General features: G+C 69.8%; 16 protein-coding genes. 4 read left to right on the plus strand and 12 right to left on the minus strand.

The window, feature by feature from the left end; translation table 11 throughout:
- Positions 1 to 15: 15 nt before the first annotated feature.
- The 7 genes from CLT68_RS05635 to CLT68_RS05665 all read right to left on the minus strand — a co-directional run bounded on the left by CLT68_RS05635 (position 16) and on the right by CLT68_RS05665 (position 9,684).
- Positions 16 to 981, minus strand: a complete 966-nt coding sequence (locus CLT68_RS05635; RefSeq protein ID WP_199176993.1) for a DUF6177 family protein — start codon at positions 979 to 981, stop codon at positions 16 to 18.
- Positions 978 to 1,337: a hypothetical protein gene (locus CLT68_RS05640; protein WP_099849307.1), complete on the minus strand. Its 360-nt coding sequence runs from the start codon at positions 1,335 to 1,337 to the stop codon at positions 978 to 980. The genes CLT68_RS05635 and CLT68_RS05640 overlap by 4 nt, the downstream gene beginning before the upstream one ends.
- Positions 1,337 to 5,296, minus strand: a complete 3,960-nt coding sequence (eccCa, locus tag CLT68_RS05645) for a type VII secretion protein EccCa (RefSeq protein WP_099849308.1) — start codon at positions 5,294 to 5,296, stop codon at positions 1,337 to 1,339. Before eccCa ends, CLT68_RS05640 begins: the two co-directional genes overlap by 1 nt.
- A gap of 15 nt (positions 5,297 to 5,311) precedes the next feature.
- Positions 5,312 to 6,115 carry a nucleotide-binding protein gene (locus CLT68_RS05650; protein ID WP_199176994.1) on the minus strand — a complete coding sequence of 268 codons (804 nt, stop codon included), beginning with the start codon at positions 6,113 to 6,115 and terminating at the stop codon, positions 5,312 to 5,314.
- A 295-nt stretch (positions 6,116 to 6,410) separates the two neighbouring features.
- Entirely contained in the window at positions 6,411 to 7,736 is a 1,326-nt protein-coding gene (gene eccD / locus CLT68_RS05655) for a type VII secretion integral membrane protein EccD (protein ID WP_099849311.1), read from the minus strand.
- Positions 7,733 to 7,987, minus strand: coding sequence for a hypothetical protein (locus CLT68_RS05660; protein ID WP_088950666.1), 255 nt, complete (start codon positions 7,985 to 7,987; stop codon positions 7,733 to 7,735). Before CLT68_RS05660 ends, eccD begins: the two co-directional genes overlap by 4 nt.
- A gap of 155 nt (positions 7,988 to 8,142) precedes the next feature.
- Positions 8,143 to 9,684 (minus strand): non-reducing end alpha-L-arabinofuranosidase family hydrolase, encoded by a 1,542-nt coding sequence (locus tag CLT68_RS05665; protein ID WP_099849313.1) that lies wholly within the window; start codon positions 9,682 to 9,684, stop codon positions 8,143 to 8,145.
- A 638-nt stretch (positions 9,685 to 10,322) separates the two neighbouring features.
- Between CLT68_RS05665 and CLT68_RS05670 the strand changes: the two genes are divergently transcribed.
- A complete protein-coding gene (locus CLT68_RS05670; RefSeq protein ID WP_099849315.1) occupies positions 10,323 to 11,090 on the plus strand; it encodes a class I SAM-dependent methyltransferase in 768 nt (255 codons plus the stop codon).
- Between the two features lie 9 nt (positions 11,091 to 11,099).
- On the opposite strand, the gene CLT68_RS05675 is transcribed toward CLT68_RS05670, so the two are convergent.
- From CLT68_RS05675 to CLT68_RS05695, 5 genes are all read right to left on the minus strand, one after another.
- Positions 11,100 to 12,317 (minus strand): MFS transporter, encoded by a 1,218-nt coding sequence (locus CLT68_RS05675; RefSeq protein ID WP_486482082.1) that lies wholly within the window; start codon positions 12,315 to 12,317, stop codon positions 11,100 to 11,102.
- 201 nt (positions 12,318 to 12,518) lie between these two features.
- Complete coding sequence (locus tag CLT68_RS05680; protein WP_143743133.1) at positions 12,519 to 12,716, minus strand: hypothetical protein; 198 nt, start codon at positions 12,714 to 12,716, stop codon at positions 12,519 to 12,521.
- 27 nt (positions 12,717 to 12,743) lie between these two features.
- On the minus strand, positions 12,744 to 13,133 hold the full coding sequence (locus CLT68_RS05685) for a hypothetical protein (protein ID WP_099849320.1): 390 nt from the start codon (positions 13,131 to 13,133) through the stop codon (positions 12,744 to 12,746).
- Positions 13,134 to 13,273: 140 nt separating this feature from the next.
- Complete coding sequence (locus tag CLT68_RS05690; RefSeq protein ID WP_486482083.1) at positions 13,274 to 13,774, minus strand: anthrone oxygenase family protein; 501 nt, start codon at positions 13,772 to 13,774, stop codon at positions 13,274 to 13,276.
- Entirely contained in the window at positions 13,771 to 14,619 is an 849-nt protein-coding gene (locus CLT68_RS05695; protein WP_099849321.1) for an NAD(P)H-binding protein, read from the minus strand. Before CLT68_RS05695 ends, CLT68_RS05690 begins: the two co-directional genes overlap by 4 nt.
- Positions 14,620 to 14,691: 72 nt before the next feature.
- On the opposite strand from CLT68_RS05695, the gene CLT68_RS05700 reads away from it, so the two are divergent.
- From CLT68_RS05700 to CLT68_RS05710, 3 genes are all read left to right on the plus strand, one after another.
- Entirely contained in the window at positions 14,692 to 15,630 is a 939-nt protein-coding gene (locus CLT68_RS05700; RefSeq protein ID WP_099849322.1) for an AraC family transcriptional regulator, read from the plus strand.
- A 91-nt stretch (positions 15,631 to 15,721) separates the two neighbouring features.
- Positions 15,722 to 16,192 (plus strand): TspO/MBR family protein, encoded by a 471-nt coding sequence (locus CLT68_RS05705; RefSeq protein WP_099849323.1) that lies wholly within the window; start codon positions 15,722 to 15,724, stop codon positions 16,190 to 16,192.
- A 912-nt stretch (positions 16,193 to 17,104) separates the two neighbouring features.
- Positions 17,105 to 17,854 carry a helix-turn-helix domain-containing protein gene (locus CLT68_RS05710; RefSeq protein ID WP_486482084.1) on the plus strand — a complete coding sequence of 250 codons (750 nt, stop codon included), beginning with the start codon at positions 17,105 to 17,107 and terminating at the stop codon, positions 17,852 to 17,854.
- The last annotated feature ends 45 nt before the right edge of the window (positions 17,855 to 17,899 follow it).

The raw sequence follows: 17,899 nt of genomic DNA on the forward strand, positions 1-17,899 counted from the left end.
CGGCTCGTCGATCCCTCAGCCGGTGCCCTGGCGGTCGGTACGCAGGCCGTACCTGCGCAGCACTGCCGAAAGATTCTCGTACGGGGCGCCCGGCCCGCTGTCCAACCTGTACCACCAGGATCGCCGCGCGCCCCTGCCGAGCGCCCGGCCCGGAATCACCTCGGGCTCCGAGTCGAGCGCCTGTTCCTGACGGCCGACCAGGATGCCCCACGGCAGCGCGGGAAGGCTCGGCGTGCTGGACCGGACTCCGCCGGACCGGCCCGGGTGCACGGCCACGATCATGCTGCGGACGGTCGACGCCAGCTTCTCGGCGAGTGCCTCGATCGTCGCCTCGTCAACAGCCGACAGTGGGGGGCCGGCCAGCCGGAGTTGTTCGCGGACGCCGACGTCGACCCGCTCGACAGTGAGGACACCGAGCAGCGCCGACCGGTTGTCGCCGCCGACGATCGCCACGCTGGTCGGTGCCGGTGCGCGCGTACGACAGAAGGACGTGAGGTCGCGACGCGACCACGTCTCGGTCACCGGCTCGGCGACGCCCCACCCGGCCGGGTCGTTGCCGGTGAGAGCGCGCACGGCGGCCTCGGTGCTGGCGCCGAGGTCCAGGGCCTCGGTGGCCGGGTGCAGCGTGACGATCTGGATCTCCAGGCCGCCGGTCCACGGTTCGGAGGCCGGCAGCGCGCCGGCGTCCTGGGAGCCGTTGGCCGACGAGAAGCGGTGGCCGTCCCACTGCAGCGGCAGGCCGGTGAGCCCGTCGCGGTACTGGTCGCCGGCGCGCACCACCCACTGCCCCTGTGCCTGCGCGAGCATCACCTCGACCGGGTACGTGATGACGCCGTCGGCCGGAGTGACGAGCTGGAGCATCAACCCGTTGCGGACCGCGTCGGCAGCGGCTTCGGCGAGCCAGGGCGACAGGCCGACCACCGTACGGTGCTGGTGCAGGACGACGGCCTTGTCGCTGATCGTGTCGGTCGTCCCCGTCATCGGTCCGCCCATGTCAGCCCTCCCGTTATCGATACGAGCGCGGCGGTGAAGCGGCGGGTCACGTCGGCGGCCCGCGGGTCGCCGTCGGGTGCCCGGCTCTCCACCCACCAGACGCGGCCGTCGAAGGAGTCGTCGAGCGTGACCCCGAGCAGCCGCTCCGCCTCCCCCGGCACCTGCACCAGTCGCGCGGTCTCGACGGTCAGCAGCAGCCGCCCGTCGCCGGGGTCGAACAACTGCACCAGCCCGGCCGAGTCGACAGTGTCCATCTTGAGGTCGGACCCGACCGCGAGCAGGGCGCCGAGCATCGCGGCAGCGTCGGGCTCGGCGCGGCACAGGGCCACCGTGTCGTACGTCATCAGTGCTCCTTGGTGTCGCCGAGGTATGCGGTCTGGGTCATGCGTGGGGGGTGCCCGGGGCGGATGAGCTGCCCGCGCCCCACCGGTAGGACCATCGGCCGTACGCCAGTGAACAGTTGCCCCTCCGTCCGGTCACCGGACATGAGCAGGCCCAGGCAGCCGGCCTCGCGAACGGCCAGCGGGAACGGCTCGAACAGGCCACGTGAGGCGCCGGACACCCGGCGGGTCATCACGACGTGCAGCCCGGTGTCGCGCCCGGCCGCCACGTACGGGACGAACGCGCCGAGCGGTTGGCTGGCCGACGCGGCGAGGATGTCGTAGTCGTCGATGAGCAGCACGATCCGTGGACGTGCCGCCTCGGACGGCTGCCTCTTCGCCAGCTCCTTGCACACCGCCGCAGACAACTGCTGGGCGAGTGTCGCGTTGGTGGCGTAACCACCGAGGTAGGACTCCGGCACCACGTCGGCGAGCCCCCGACGCGGATCGAACACGGCGAACACCAGCTCGTCGGAGGTGAACTGCCCCATCAACTCCTCGGCCACCAGCCGCAGCAGGTTCGTCTTGCCGGTCCGGGGATCGCCGAGGACGAGGAGGTGCTGGTCGCGGCCGAAGAGGTCGAGCACGGCAGGGGTGAAGTCGCTCTCGAACCGACCGAACGGCACCACCCCGTGCCCGGCCGGCGTGCCGGCGAGGTCGGCCACCGGCAGCACCGCGGGCAGCACCCGGACGGGTGGCGGCACGGGCCCCGACCACGATCCTCGTACCGACTGCACGGCCGCGACCAGGCCGGCGTTCGACGGGTCGGGTTGGCCGTCCAGGCGCGGAAGGGCAACCTGGGCGAACAGCTTGCCGCTGGTCAGCGCCCGGCCGGCCTGGTCCGCCGGGATGCCCCGGGCCAGCCTGCCGTCAATGCTGGACTCGGCGGGCTCGGTGAGCCGCAGCTCGATCCGGTTGGCGAAGGCGACCTGCTGCGCGGCGCGCACCTCGTTCCACCGCCGGGCGGTGCCGATGACGTGGATGCCGTAGCGGCCACCCCGGGCGAGCAGGTCGTGCACCTTGGTTTCGAGGCTCTCGAACTCGGCGTTGAGCTGGCCGTACCCGTCGATCAACAGCACCACGTCGACGCAGCCGACCTCCGCGCGTACGCGCTCGTCGGCGGCACGCAGGTCGTTGATCGTGTCGAACTGGTGCTGGGTGTAGATGCGCTGACGTTGCGCGAGCATCGCGTGCACCTCGTCGACGGTGCGGCGAATGCGCTCGCGGTCCTCTCGACTGGCGACGCCGCCGACGTGGGGCAGCTCGGCCAGGCCGGCCAACCCGTTGCCCAGCAGGTCGATGCCGTAGATCCCGACGTCGGTCGGACGGTAGGTGGTGGCCAGACCCAACGCCAGGGTGCGCAGCGCTGTCGTCTTGCCGGTGCCGGGTCCACCAAGCACGAGGGCGTTGCCCCCGCCCACGGCCAGGTCGATGAGCCAGGGGCCCTGCCACTGGCGGGCCGGGTCGTCGAGGCGGCCCAGCGGCACCGGCAGCCCGGTGGCGGCCTGCTCGACGATGTCCAGGCGGAGCCCGTCCGGGGTGCTGCGGATCCCACCGGCCGCCTGGTCGAGGGTGAGCGCGGCCGGCAGCGGTGGTAGCCAGATGGCCTGGACACGCTGGTCGCTCATCGACATCTGCTCCACCACTGTCGACAGCAGCGTCGGGCCGGTGGTGCGTCTGGTCGCCTTCGGCTCCTCGGGTGCGTCGTCATCGGTGTCCCGGCGGACGGTGCCGAACACCGGCATGGGCTTCGCCAACGGGCCGACGATCGGGGCGAGCTCTGCTTCACCGCCGTCGGTGAGCGGGCCGGACACGTAGGCGGCCTTGAACCGCTGGTAGATCGAGACGTCGACCTTCAGATACCCGCTGCCGGGCAACGGCGGCAACTGGAACGCGTCGACCGTGTCGAGAACGGTGCGCGACTCCATCTCGGTGAGCGTGCGCAGCCCGAGGCGGTAGGCCAGGTAGTTCTCCAGGCCGCGCATCTTGCCCTGCTCGACCCGCTGGCTGGACAGCAGCAGGTGCACCCCGATGGACCGGCCGATCCGCCCGATCCGGAGGAACAGGTCGATGAACTCCGACTTGGCGGCGAGCAGCTCGCCGAACTCGTCGATGAGCACGAGCAGATGCGGCAGCGGTGGGAGGGTGCTGCGCTCGCCCTGCACCGCGCGGAGCAGGTGGTACTCGACGATGTCGGTGACCTTGCCCGCGTCGGCGAGCAACTGCTGGCGGCGCTGCACCTCGCCGTCGAGGCTGGTGTACATCCGTTCCACCAGCGCGGCGTCGGCGACCAGGTTGGTGATCAGGCCGGAGACGTGCGGCATCTCGGCGAACGGTGCGAACGTCGCACCACCCTTGTAGTCGACGAGCACCATCGCCAACCGGTCGGGCGGGTGGCTCGCCGCCAGGGCGAGCACGAGCGTCCGCAACAGCTCACTCTTGCCCGACCCGGTGGCACCGACGCACAACCCGTGCGGACCCATCCCGAGCTGCGCGGACTCCTTGAGGTCGAGCAGCACCGGGCGTCCCACCGGGTCGACCCCGATCGGTACGCGCAGGAAGTCGCGCTCGCCCCGCGGCCGCCACAGCGTGGCGAGGTCCAGGTTCGTGGGATCGGACAGCCCCAGCAGATCCTGGAAGTCCGCCGGCGGGGTGCCCGTGCCGTCGTCGTAGGAGTCGGCCGACAGCCGCAGCGGCGCGATCCCCCGGGCGAGGCCCTCGACGAGCGGCACCGGCACCTCGTCGACAGTGCCGGCCACGGTCATCGGCGGCGACGCGGTGAGGTCCTCCAGGACGAGTGAGCTGCCGTCGATGGTGATCCGCCGGGAGATGTCGCCGGGCTCGTGCAGCCGGTCGGCGAGCAGGTGCACGACTGTGACACCGAGGCTCCCGAGGCCCACGAACTGGTCGGGGCTCGCCAACCCGCGTGCGACCTCGCCGTGGGCATCGTCGATGACCAGCAACCTCGACCGCGTACGGGCCTCGGCGCGCCCGGCGTTGTGGCGGAAGGACTTGAGCGCGTTGGTGGCCCGCTCCTCCAGGTCCACGGCGAGCAGCTCGGCGAGCGTCTCGGGGGCGGTGACCAGCAGCGGAGTCGGGCCACTCGGGCCGATCGACGACCGGTCGAGCAGGTGCGGCAGCCAGCGCGCCCACTGCCAGGTCACCGCCCGCTCCGGGGTGGTGACGATCGCGAGCGTCACGTCGTCGGGGGCGTGGAACGCGGCGACCTGGACGAGGATGGCGCTGGCGAGGGCGACCACCTCCTGGTGGTCCGGTGAGATCACGCTGACATCGCCGGCGCAGTCCAGGTCGACCCGCAGCGGCAGCCCCGGCGTCAGTTCGAAGCGGCGCATCAGCGAGTGGGCCTCGTGGCGCATGAACGGGTCGAGGGGGTTGGTCGGTGTGCTCTGCTCGCGCAGTTGGATCGGCCGGACGGGCAGCGCGCCCATGCCGACCCGTACCCGCAGGAAGTCGATGTCCGCGCGGCGGCGCTCCCACAACCGCGCCGGGCTGCGCACGACGTCGAGCAGTCGACTGACCGGCGGGTCGAGCACTGTCGCCTGCTCCTGGAGGCGCTGCTCGTCCTCGCGCAGTTGCTCGCGTAGCTCTTCCAGGTAGTCCTGGTACCGCTCGCGCTGGACCCGGCGCTGCCGACCGGCCTTGCCGAGCTGGGTGAGGTACATCGCCCCGGCAGCGGCCAGCGCGACGACCATGACCACCGCACCCAACGCCGCGAAGCCGGAGCCGCGCATGAACATCATCATGCTCATCGCCACGCCCGCGCCGGCCATCGGCAGCAGCGCCTGGAGCCCCACCGCGGATCGGCCGTCGGGCAGCTGCGGTGGTGCGTCCAACACGAGCGGGTCCATGGTGGACGCCGGGCGGGCCATCCGGGTGGGGCGGTGCACCATGCGCGTCGACATCGGGGCGTCCTCCGCTTACATCCGCCTGGCCGCAGCCAGGGCGAACGCGGCCGCGCGGGTCGCCTCGACGAGCGTCGCCTCACCGATCCGCGACGGCGTGATGAGTGCGCCGGCAGCCAGGTGACGGTCGTAGGGCAACACCACCACCGGTACGGCTGTCTGCTCGATCAGCTCGCGCGCGGCGTCGTCGACGAGGGCGGCCCGGCCGTCGGGGTTGCTGGAGTTCAGGACGACCACCACACGTGCCAGCCACGACCCGTACCCGCCCTCGATGATCCGCCGCAGTGCCTGGTAGGTGGCCCGGACCCCGTCCGGCGTCGCCGCGGCGACGAGCACCACCGAGTGCGCGTCGGACATGGCCGCCGCCGCGGTCCGCGACTCCAGGCCAGGTGGGCAGTCGACGACGGCGACAGCGAAGAGGCGCGACAGTGACCGCGTCACCTCGCTGCACAGGGTCGGGTTGGCGGTGCCGCTCGGCAGCACCCACAGGCCCGTGCCGGTGCGCGGAAGGAACGGTTCGAGCGCGCGGAGATCACCGCCCCGTGCCCCGATCAGGTCGGGTGCCAGCCGGTCCAGGGGCGGTTCGCTCGGCACGCCGAGCCGCCAGGTCAGCGAGCCCTCGTACGGGTCGGCGTCGGCGGCGAGCACGGGATCGGACCGGCGCGCCGCGAAGACCGATGCCAGCACCGCCGCCACCGTGGTCTTTCCTGCCCCACCGTGCACGGAGGCCACCGCGATCCGCCGGCCGGTGTGCACCGGCACCTGCACCTCGGCGGCGAGGTCGGCGAGCGCCCGGGTCGCCCGGCTGCTGGTGAACATTCGGCTGGCGCTGCGCCACATTCGCCGCAGTGGCGGATCGCCGGCACGGATCCGCCGGACGATCGACAGGTCGTTCGGCTCCGACCCCGCCGGATCGCCAGGTGCCCGGGGCGTCGGTGCCGGTCGGGGGGGCTGCGCGGGCTGCGGCGGTGCCTGCGGTGCCGACGCCGGCTGTCGAGGAGCGGCAGCGGGGGTGGTCGAGCTGTCCTGCACCCGCCGCTGTGGTGGGTACGGTCCGTGCCCTCCGGAGTGGGTCGGGCCGGGCACCGGTGGAGCGCTCATGCCACCGCCTCAATCAGAACGTGGTGAGAAGTCGCGAGTAGAGCCCGAACACCCCGACCGCAACGGGCACCAGTGCCGTCACGGTCAACGCCTCGGCGCGGTCGGCGTACTGCCGGGCTCGGGCCAGCGCGTGCGGTGGCGGCCGGTACGCCAGGATCACGAGGGCCACCGCGCAGACGGCCAGCGCCGTGAGCGCCGGACCCCACCACGCGTCGGGCGTGTCCCGCACCCAGCGCGTCAGCAGGCCGCCCACGATCACCAGAGCACCGGTCACCAGCCCCACCACCTCGACTGCCAGCGGGAACGCACGCATCCGCAGCAGCAGAGCGCTCGCCACCAGGGCCGCCAGCACCAGCGCCCACGGGCCCGCCGCGGCCGCCAGGACGAGGCCGCCGAGCGTCGCCGACGTCGCCGTCGCCACGGCGGCCACGGCCAGCCCGCGGTGCGCGGAGTCGACAGCGGCCTCCACCGTCACGCGACTCACCAGCTCGTCGTTGCTCCGGCGGTCGTCGAGGCGGGTGAGCCCGGACGCGATCATCGCGATCCGGGGCAGAAGCCCCAGCATTCCGACGGCCACGATCGTCAGCACCGCCGCGACACGCACGGCAGGCATGTCCAGCGCCAGCGGTACGCCCCAACCAGCCACCAGGGCCAGCACCGTCCCGCCACCGAGGACGCCGGCGCGACGGTTGCCCGTCACCGTGCCCACGGCGAGCACGACGCAGCCGACGCCGGCAGCCCAGAGGGCCCAGCGCAAGGTCTGCCCGTTCGTCAGCCCGGGCACCATGCTCATCGCCATCGCGGCACCGCTGAGCAGCACCGCCATCCCGACGGCCCGCTTGGCCACCAGCCCGACGAGGAGGCCGGACAGCGCGATCACGCCGCCGATCGCGCTCACCAGCGCGGCCCCCAGTCGCGGGGCGGCGAGCACGGCCGCCATCGTGGCGGCGAGCAGGCACACGGCGGTGGCGGTCCACATCCGGGCGGCAACGCCCCAGCGGCCGTACCTCCGGGAAAGGTCGTCGCCGACCTCGTCGGCGACGTCGTGCACGATCGCCGCCGGCGGCGCCTCGGAGATCGGGTCGACCCGTAGCATCGCGCCGTCCGGGACGGCCGCCTGTCGCAGGCTGCCGGCCGGATCGAGCACCGTGCCGTCGAGGGTGCTGATCTGGTATCCCCGTGAATCGTCCATCGGTCGGTGGCCGACCATGGCGACGATCTCGGGCAGGAGGAGGCCGAGCGGTTCGTCGGCCGGCAGCACCAGGTCGATGCGTCGACGCGCGCCGGCCAGGGTCACCCGGCTGAGCTGGCCTGCGGCGGGCGACTGTGCCTGGGTCATCGCGTGCCCTCCGACTGGACCGTCGGAGGGTTGCGGGCCTTCTGCTGATCGGCGATGACGTCCTTGAGGAAGGACCAGCCCACACACCCGGCGCAGGCCACGGCCGCCAACACGAGCCCGATCCGCAGCCACCTGAACCCGTCACCCGTGGCACGGACCCGGCGCTGCCGGCCCCACAGCAGCAGCTCACGCATCCGGGCGCGGCGGACCGCGACCGACTCGATGAGCTGGGTGTCGTATTCACGAGCCACGGGCCGATTCTATCCACGCCCGCTAATCCGAAGGGGGTGTCGATCGTGTGCGGTGCAGCGCCCAACAGGCTGTTTCTCGTGAACGGGCCCGCGACGGAATGTCCGTCGCGGGCCCGCCTTTCACGGATCAGCGTTGCAGGGTCACCAGGCCCGGCTCATCGCTGCAGGGTCAGCAGACCCGGCCGGTACGGCAGGAGGCCGTAGTCGACGCCGTTGGAACTGGGGGAACGACCCTGGTAGAGCAGTTGCAGGTTGCAGGCGTTGACCGTCATCGTCTGGTCGGCGTTGGTGCGCAGCAGCTCGCCGTGGCTGATGTCGTTGGTCCAGGTGGCGCCGCTGTTGGCCTTGCCGGCGAAGGGGTTGCTCTCGCTGGCGGCCTGCGGCGTCCATGAACCGCCGAGGCTGGTGGCCGTGAACGAGCGGAAGTAGCGGCCCTGCGAGCCGATCGCCTCGACGATCATGAGGTACTTGTTCAGACCCTGGAGCTTGTAGACCTGCGGGGCCTCGAACAGGTTGTTCGTGGTGTCGCTCATGATGGTCGTGTAGCTACTGCCGAAGCTGCCCGGGAAGTTCCCGATCGGCATGCTGGCCCGGTAGATCTTGCCGTTGTCCCCGGCGAAGAACAGGTACATGTTCGTACCGTCGCCGATGAGAGCCTGATCGATCGGGCCGGTGCCGGAACCGGTGATGCTTCCGGTGAACAGCGTCTGCGCCGCGGACCAACCGTTCGGGTTGGTCGGGTCGGTCGAGGTCCGGTAGGAGAACGCCGGCCCACCCCACTGGTAGGCGAGCACCCAGATGTTCTTCGGCGCGAAGTAGAACAACGACGGCGCCACAGTCCCCGAGTTCATCGCGTTCTGACTGGCCGAGGCCATCTGCGAGTAGTTCGTGAACAGGCCGAAGTTCATCGAACCCCAGCTGGACCCGAAGTCGTGCGTGGTGGCGTAGACGAGCTGCTGGCCGTTGAACGGAGCAACAGTGAAGTCCTTGAGCGACACCCAACCCGACCTCGGGTTGGCCAACACCCCGGTGGAGGACCACCGGTACGTCGAGGGAAGGTCGCACGTGCCACCCGGCGGCGGAGTCGTCGGAGGCGGCGTGGTGGGGTTGCCGCCACCGTCGACGCGGACGAGCTGCCACTGCTGGTTCGCGCCGTTCCAGTCGTCGTACTGCACGATGTTGCCGCCGTCTGCGGTCGAGGCGCCCTGCACCTCCATCACCTTGTTGCTGTTGCGGTTGATCAGCCGGACGTAGCCGCTGTCCGAGTCGGCCAACCGGAACTGCTGGTTGGTGCTGTTGTTGTCAGTCCACTGCACGATGCTGGCGCCGTTGGCCGTCGAGAAGCCCGAGACGTCCAGCACCTTGCCGGACAGCCGGGACTTCAACCGGTAGTTGCCACTCCCGGAGTCGACGAACTGCCACTGCTGCTGGTTGCCGTTGTTGCGGGCCCACTGGGTGATCCGGGCGCCGTCATTCGTGGCCAGGTTGTAGACGTCCAGGGCCTTGCCGCTGTTGCGGTTGACCAACACGTACCACGCGGTCGTGTCGACCGTCGCCGCGGCGGCGGGTGACGACACCACTGCTGCGGCGACACCGCCGACCATCACCGCCATCGCGCCAGCAGCGAGAACTCGGGGCAACCACCATCGCCGCCGCGCCGGCGGCGCGATCGATGGAGACCTATCAAGGGCAGACATGATCCTCCTTCAATGACCAAGAGCCGAGCGGCCTGCCCGGAGATGGGCGCACCGCGACGCGTGGCCGGGCACATGCGTCGTAGTAGTTAGCGCTAACAAGACTTCTGCATGCCCTGGCGCACGCCTGATTCGAGGTCGACGAAGCAGGCTCGCCCGGTAAGCCAAAGGTGTCGTCGTCCTTAAGCATCGACTGTGAGCGATAACATGACGTTCGTCAAGTCGTAACTTGCTGGGAACATCGGTCGATGGCGCACGGTGATCCTTGGACGTGATCACCTTCCGCAGACACCACCCCTTGCCTCCGACCCGGACGCCACTCGGACCCTTGAGCAAGGCCCCTCGTGCGCGCTAACATCGACGGCTGCCCATGACGCGGAACGCCCGCCGCAGCGCGGGCGGCCGAATCGACCAGACCCGCATCAGGATCCAGAACACCCCCGAAGCCCTCGACTGTCGCCTGGGCTCGGCTCGGTGACGCCTGCCCCGTACGCCCGGTTGCCGGTAGCGCGTGAGCCGCGCACGGCCAAGCCCAGGCGCGGAGGCACCTTGTGGTGTTATGTGCCGCCGAATATCGTCCCGATGTATCGGCGATATATCGAGGCGGCACTATTCGGCCGCCGTTGGATCCGGGAGGTGCGATGAGGTCGATCGACTACGACACGGAGCAGCACCAGGACTACGCGCGAGGCCGGGCACTCGCCCAGCAGCAACTGCGCGAATGGATCGGGGCCTTCGAAGCGGTACTGCCCGATCGGCGTCCGCTCACGGGGCTCGACGTCGGGTCGGGGACCGGCAGGTTCACACCCGCGCTGGCGGAGGCGTTCGGGCCGGTCACCGGCGTCGAGCCATCGGTCCGGATGCGCGAGGTCGCACAGACGCAACCCCAGCACCCGGACGTGCGGTATCTGGCCGGCGCCGCCGAGGACCTGCCGGTGCCGTCCAACAGCGTCGACTACGCACTCATGTTCCTGTCCTGGCACCACGTCCAGGACAAGCCCCGGGCAACCCGGGAGCTGACCAGGGTGATCAGGCCCGGCGGCCGGCTGCTGCTGCGGGCGAACTTCAGCGACCACCATCCCCGGCCGTGGTGGCTGGCGCACTTCCCCAACGGGTACGAGGCGGACGCTGCCCTGTTTCAGCCACTGCACGAGGTCATCGCGATGTTCACGTCCCTCGGCTGGCGCGTCGCCAGCTTCGACACTGTCACCGAGCCGTCCTCCGGCACCTACGGCGACATGCTCGAACGGCTGCGCCTGCGTACTCTCTCGTTCTTCGCGCAGCTCAGCCCCGACGACCTGGAGGTCGGCTTCCGCCGGTTGGAGGAGGCCGTCGCCGCGGCCCCCGGCGCACCGGCACCCGTGTTCGCCGAGCCGCTGCTCACCCTCGAACACTCCAACGACTACTAGGTGCGCATGTCAGGCGGTTGCTGGGGCGTCTCTGCGGTCCGTTGCGGCGCCATCGGGCAGGGCGGAGCGGATCACGAGCGGACCGCGACGTCCCAACGCCCACACGGCGAGCGCGAAGCAGCAGAGCGCCGTACCCGTGATCGTGACCGCTGCCCAGCCACCCACGGACCAGAGCGTGGTCGCGACGGCGGAGCCGACAGCTGCGCCGATGAAGTTGCTGACGGCCAACGCAGTGTTGAGCCGGCTGCGGGCTTCGTGGGAGAGGGCGAACAGCCGCGCCCGATTGAGGAGGGCCTGCGTCTGGAGGGCAACGTCGATCATGACGATCACGGTGATGAGAAGGACGACGGACCGACCGGCGAACACCGCGACGACGAAGGCACACAGGGCCAGCACCCAGGCCACACCGGTGGCCGGCAACGACCAGCCGCGGTCGTGCAGACGACCGCCGCGCAGGCCGGAGAGGACACCAGCGAGCCCAGCCAACCCGAACAACCCGATCACCGGCGCCGGATACCGGAACGGTGGGCCGCTGAGCAGGAACGTCAGCGCCGTCCAGAACAGCGAGAACGCGGCGAAGCCGGTGGCGGCCAGGACCAGCGTCCATCGAGCCGCTCGCTCACGCATGACCACCGCGCCGACCGAGACGAGAAGCTGTGGGTACGGCATGCGCGTCCGCGGTGCCAGCGGCGGAATCGCGCGGTAGAGCAGGACCGCGAGCAGCACGGCGACGGCTGCGGCGAGGACGAAGATCGCACGCCACCCCGCGGCCTCGGCGACGAACCCGCTGATGGTGCGGGAGGCCAGGATCCCGGTGAGGGTCCCGGACCCGACGGTGCCGACCACCCGGCCACGGTCGGCAGCACCGGCAAGATCACCGGCGAGCGGCGTGAGGACCTGCCCGGAAATCGTCGTCACGCCGAGCAGGCCGAGTGCGAGCAGGAGTACGCCCATCGACGGCGCCAGCGCGCACAGCAACAGTGCGGCCGCCGAGGCCAACAGCATCAACGGGACGAACCGACGACGGTCGAGGACATCGCCGAGCGGCACGAGCAGCAGCACGCCGACGGCGTACCCGACCTGCGTCGCGGTGACGAGCCAGCCGGCCGTCGCGGTCGCGGTGTGCAGGTCGCCTGCGATGAAGCCCAGCAGCGGCTGCGCCCAGTACAGGTTGCCGATGGCCACTCCCGCCGCCACCGCGAACAGGAACGTCAGTCGTCTGCTCATCTGCGACGGCGCTGCCATGCGGCTACTCCCGTCCCGGTCAGCCAGATGTCGGCGGCGGGTGGCCCCAGAACTCTGCCTTCCACCCATTACTGCCGGCGGCGACCGGATATCACCGTACGCGCCTGAGTGACAGCTCATGATCGCCGTTCGCGACCATGTCCCTGACCGCTGAGAGCATGTTTCGAACCCCGGGGCTCTGAATCACCACAGATCGGGGCAGGTGAAGTAGCTGCCGTCGAGGCATTCTCCGGTCACCCGCCACCTGTCCATGATTCGCCCAAGCTCGGCATAGGTCAGAAAGGTGGCCGACCAGTTCGTCCCGTCCAAGAGCGTGACCCAACCGTCGGCGTTCTCGATCGCCTCAGGAGAGTTATCGCCCAACTCCACTTCGAGGAGCAAATCATCTTCTCTGATCTGCTGACGTCCTCAGCTGGGCCTTTTCCCGAAGTACGGTTGCACGGTCCGCGCCAACTTACGCGGAATCGAACGAAGAGTTTCGACGGTCGCAGCATCAGTGAACCCGGTGGTCGTCTGCCAGTCCACACCGGAACCAGAAAGATCGCTGATAAAGACCACCTCAACCGCGAGAAGCATGCGCGCCCAGTCTGACGGAGCCAGCGGAGCATCATTCGCCAGCGCTGACCGGAAGGACCCGGACCTTCTCAGCAGATCGGCCTTTGAGTCGAACCCCATGCCGAAGGCCAGTTCGTCGCTGCACTGCCCGGGGCCTCCCCACTCCGCGAGCGCTCGCCGCAACAGGGTGACTTCACCCGGAGCCAGTAGGTCACTCGGGGCAACTGCCGCTTCAGGTGTCATGTCGGTTCGTCTCCCCGATACACATCCATTGATCCTTCGCCGCCGGTGCTGTCGGCGGGCGCATCGTACGGATGCGAGATTGGCGACCGTGGGCGCGGACCCCGCGAGGTCTGTGAAGCCCTCACCCCGTTGCAAAAGCATCATCCGGTGGCGCGACCATAGACGACCAGAGCCCAGGAGAGGCAGCCGAAGGCGGCCGTGCTGGCCAGCGCGCGGACGATGTTCCAGGTGACCCAGCTCGATTCGAAGTGCGCGCGTACGGCTGCGAGATCAGCGATGTGGCCGGGATCGCCGGCCGACGCCAGCTTGTCGTTGAGCGGGACGTTGACGGCGGTGGTGACGACGAACATCGCCAGGTACAGGGTGAGCCCGACGATGATCCACGGCAGCGCCGGACGGCCGTCTCCGCGCCAGGCCAGGAGAGCCGAGACTGCGGCGAACACCAGTGCGCCCAGGAAGCCCAGCATGAACCAGCCGTTGACGATGGCCACGTTGATCCGCTGCATCACGCCGACGAACGTCTGGTCGTCGGCCGTTCTGAGTGCGGGCATGACCGCGTAGGCGAAGGCGGCGAACAGCCCCGCCATGAGTCCGCTGGTGATGGTGGCGGCGATCAGCGACACCTGCTGCGCAACTCTCACGATGTCTGTCCCTTGTCCCAGACGCCGGTGGCGGCGGTGTCGGTGGCGTAGTCGGCGAAGTCGCGGGGCGGTCGACCCAGGGCGCGCTGGACCCCGTCGCCCAGATGGGAGTTGCGCCCGTCCAGCACGGTCGTGAACAGGTACATCAGCAGCTCCACGACCCCGGGCGGCGTGCCCTCCGCAGTGAGCGCCGTCGCGTAGTCGTCGGGGGGCACCTGAACGAAATCGATACGGCGGCCCGTCGCTGCGGAGATCTCGGCGATCGCCTCAGGAAAGGTGAGCAGCCGGGGACCGGTCAGCTCGTAGACCTGCCCTGCGTGCCCGTCCTCGATCAAGGCCGCCACGGCCACCTCGGCGATGTCGTCGACGTCCACGAACGGCTCGGGCACGTTCCCCACCGGCAGGACGACCTCGCCGCCCAGCACCGGCTCCAGCAGATAGTCCTCGCTGAAGTTCTGGCTGAACCAGCTGGACCGCAGGATCGTCCACTCGACCCCGGCCGACTGGACGAGTCTCTCGCTGGCCCGTGCCTCGTCCTCACCGCGACCGGACAGCAGCACCAGCCGGGAGACCCCGGACGCCACCGCAAGCTCAGTGAACGCCCCGACCGTCTCGGGCGCGCCCGGCACCGCCAGGTCCGGGTAGTAGGACACATACACCGATCCGACCCCCTGAAGCACCGGCGCCCAGGTCGCCCGGTCCGCCCAGTCGAACGGCTCGGCAGCGGAGCGGGAACCGGCCCGAACAGGCACTCCGCTCCCCTGCAGCCGCTCGACGATTCGGCGGCCGGTCTTGCCGGTTCCACCGAGTACCAGGACCGTCTTCCGCTCTCGTTCCTTCGTCATAGGGATCATTGAAATGCAGCGGGGTGAGAGTGTGGATAGCCAAAGCTCGCGAATCTGTGTGTAATCGTCTACGTGGACGCAGTCGCCAGTCTCCTCAACGGACCCCGAGCCCAGGGCGCGTTCCTCCTCCGCTCGATCCTGACCCCGCCCTGGTCGATGCGGATCAAGGACCAGGCGCCACTCACCCTGGTGGCCATGGTCCACGGGGACGCCTGGGTCCTCGCCGACGAGAGTGGCGCCGTACGCCTCGGTCCCGGCGACCTGGCGATCATTCGCGGCCCCGACCCGTACACGGTCGCCGACGACCCGGCCACGGCGCCGCAGGTCATCATTCATCCGGGCCAGCTCTGCACGACCCCGGACGGGCAGGAACTGCCCGAGATGATGGAGCTGGGCGTACGCACCTGGGGCAACAGCCCGGACGGCCCGACGATGCTGCTCACCGGCACCTACACGATGCGGGGCGAGGTCAGCCAGCGACTCCTGAGCGCACTACCACCGCTGTTGGTGGTCGCGGGCCACTCCTGGGACTCCCCGTTGGTCCCGCTGCTGGCCGCCGAGATCGTCAAGGACGACCCGGGGCAGGAAGCGGTCCTCGACCGGTTGCTCGACCTGCTGCTCATCGCCGCGCTGCGCGAGTGGTTCGCCCGACCTGCGGCCAGAGCCCCCGGCTGGTACAGAGCGCACAGTGATCCGATCGTCGGCCGGGCTCTGCAGATGCTCCACAACAACCCGGCCCAACCCTGGACCGTCGCTTCGCTGGCCGCCAAGACGGGGGTCTCCCGGGCGGCGCTGGCCCGCCGCTTCACCGCGCTCGTCGGCGAACCGCCCATGTCGTACCTCACCGAGTGGCGGCTGGCCCTGGCAGCCGATCTGCTCCGTGAGCCAGGAGCCACAGTCGGCGCCGTCGCCCGGCACGTCGGCTACGGCAGTTCCTTCGCCCTGAGCACGGCCTTCAAACGCATCCGCGGTGTCAGCCCGCGAGAACACCGACTGGCTGCCGGACAGTAGCGGGCATCGGCATCGAGACGGCGCTGCCAGTCGGATGTTGAGTCGGTAACCGGGCGCGGTTGATCCGTCGCAGGCCGGGTAGCTGAACGTCATGCGACTACCAACCCTGGTCAAGACCGCAGCGGCGGTCACCGTGACGGCCGCCGCAGGAGCGACGGTCACCGACGCTTCCTCGCGCTGGTACCAGCGGCTCCGCAAGCCGACCTGGCAACCCCCACCCGTGGCGTTCCCGCTGGCATGGACGCCGCTCTACGCGCTGATCGCAGTGGCCGGCGCCCGTGTGCTGGACCGCACCAGCGAAGCCGACCGCGCCGCGTTCACCCGCGCCTACGCACTCAACCTGGCCCTCAACTTCGGGTGGAGCGCGCTGTTCTTCAAGGCCCAGAAGCCTGCCGTCGCGCTGGCCGAAATCGCCGCGCTCAACGCCTCCAACTTCGTGCTGCTTCGCCGCGCCTCGCGTTCTGACCGCGTCGCGGCCGCCGCACTGGCCCCGTACGCCGCGTGGACTATTTTCGCCACCGCCCTCAACGGTGCCATCGTCCGTCTCAACACCAACAGGTGAGGCCGTGGCTAGCAGATCCCTCAACATCGCGGGATGGCATCGAGTTGCCGAACGGTTTCGGTACGGCGGGACTAGGTCCCCTGACGGGACGTGCTTGAACGGCGGGACTATCAGAGTCCGCCGGCGGCCCACTCAGCTAGCCGGCGCGTCATCGATTCCAGCCGCTGTCGGAACTCGTCGCGCATCTGCTGCTCCTGCGCTGCGTGTACACCCGCCGGAACATCTGCCCAGAACTCCTGAGTCAGACGGCATGAGTCAGGGCCGAGCGCCTCGATGGTGAGTGCGCTCCAGCTAGGACACCAGGAGGTAAGGCTACGGGTAACTGCGCGACGGCCGGGATCAAGCTCAGTCACCTCGTGCAGGACACCCATTCGGCCGCCTGGGGTCCGCTCTACGAAAGCCTGGATTTCGCCGACTCCCTCCCGACCTGGGAGAGCCACGGCTACCTCCGCCTCAAAGAGCTTGAGAGAAGATGCCGGGTCCCACATGAACGAAAAGGCCGCTTCCGCGCTCCGTGGTAGGTCAACGGCGGCTATCTCTCTTACCTGAACGGGCCTGGTTGTCACTCTGACCATGCGTAGACGTGTGAGCATGCGGCATCGTCTCAGGTGTTCGTGAGAGGCGAGGGGCGGAGGCTGGCGGCTAGGGCTGACTCGGCAGTTCCCTGCCCTCTGGGGCTGCCGGTACGCGCGGTGTTGTCGCGCAGGGGGCCCTCGCGCCCGGCCCGGACCCGATTGGCCCAGCCTTGAGCATGCCCTGGTACGTCCCCGGCGATCTGCGCGACCGGCTTCCCCGCCTCCTCGACGATTCGGACAGGCTCCCTCCCGGAACTCCGGGCGTACTTCTTGCGCTTCTGAAGGTTGTCGGTCCTGATTGTCGACGTCGCTAGCCTCAGGAGGGAATCTCGGCAGTTTGAAGACGCAGGAGGCCGTGGCGTTGCGGTTCGAGCATCGCGACACCGACATCGACGTGAACCTCGTCGACCGCGTGTGGCGCACCCGCTCCTCTGACGCCGAGGAGACGATGACGTCCGCAGCACGCACCTGCTGGCATCTGATCCTCTCGCGGGCGCAGGGACGCCTACTCGCCAGCCTGCGCGGGCCGGAAACGAGGGCGACTACGGCACCGGTCCCGCCGGGCACCGAGTTCCTCGGGGTCCGGTTCGCATTCGGCGCGGTTCTTCGGCCGCATCCTGCAGCCTCGATCGTCGATGGGTACGTGCCGTTCCCAGTGACGGAATCGGGCAGGATCGTCATCGGCGGCGAAAGCTGGGAGGCGCCGACGTTCGAGAACGTCGAGCATTTGGTCCGGCGATTGCAGGACGCGGGTCTGCTGGTGCGATCGCAACTCGGGGACGAGGAGCAAATCGCCGAGCATCCCGAAGCCAGCCCGACCGAGCGAACCCTGCAGCGTCGCTACCGAGCGATCATCGGACTGTCGCAAACCGCCGTTAGGCAGATCGACCGCGCGAACGCCGCAGCCACGATGCTGCGCAACGGCCTTGACTGGCGCACAGTCGTCGAGACGTTGGGGTACTTCGACCAAGCCCACCTCGCGCATGCGCTGCGTCGGTACGTCGGGTGCACCGCAGGCGAGCTGCAGGCGGGCCACTTTGCCGCGATGTCGTTCCTGTACAAGACGCACCCTGGGCCCGGCAGTTAGCGTCCGTCTGCCAACCAGCCCTGACGGCTGTCCGCAACCCAGAAC

It is taken from the genome of Micromonospora sp. CNZ299 (genome assembly GCF_002754415.1).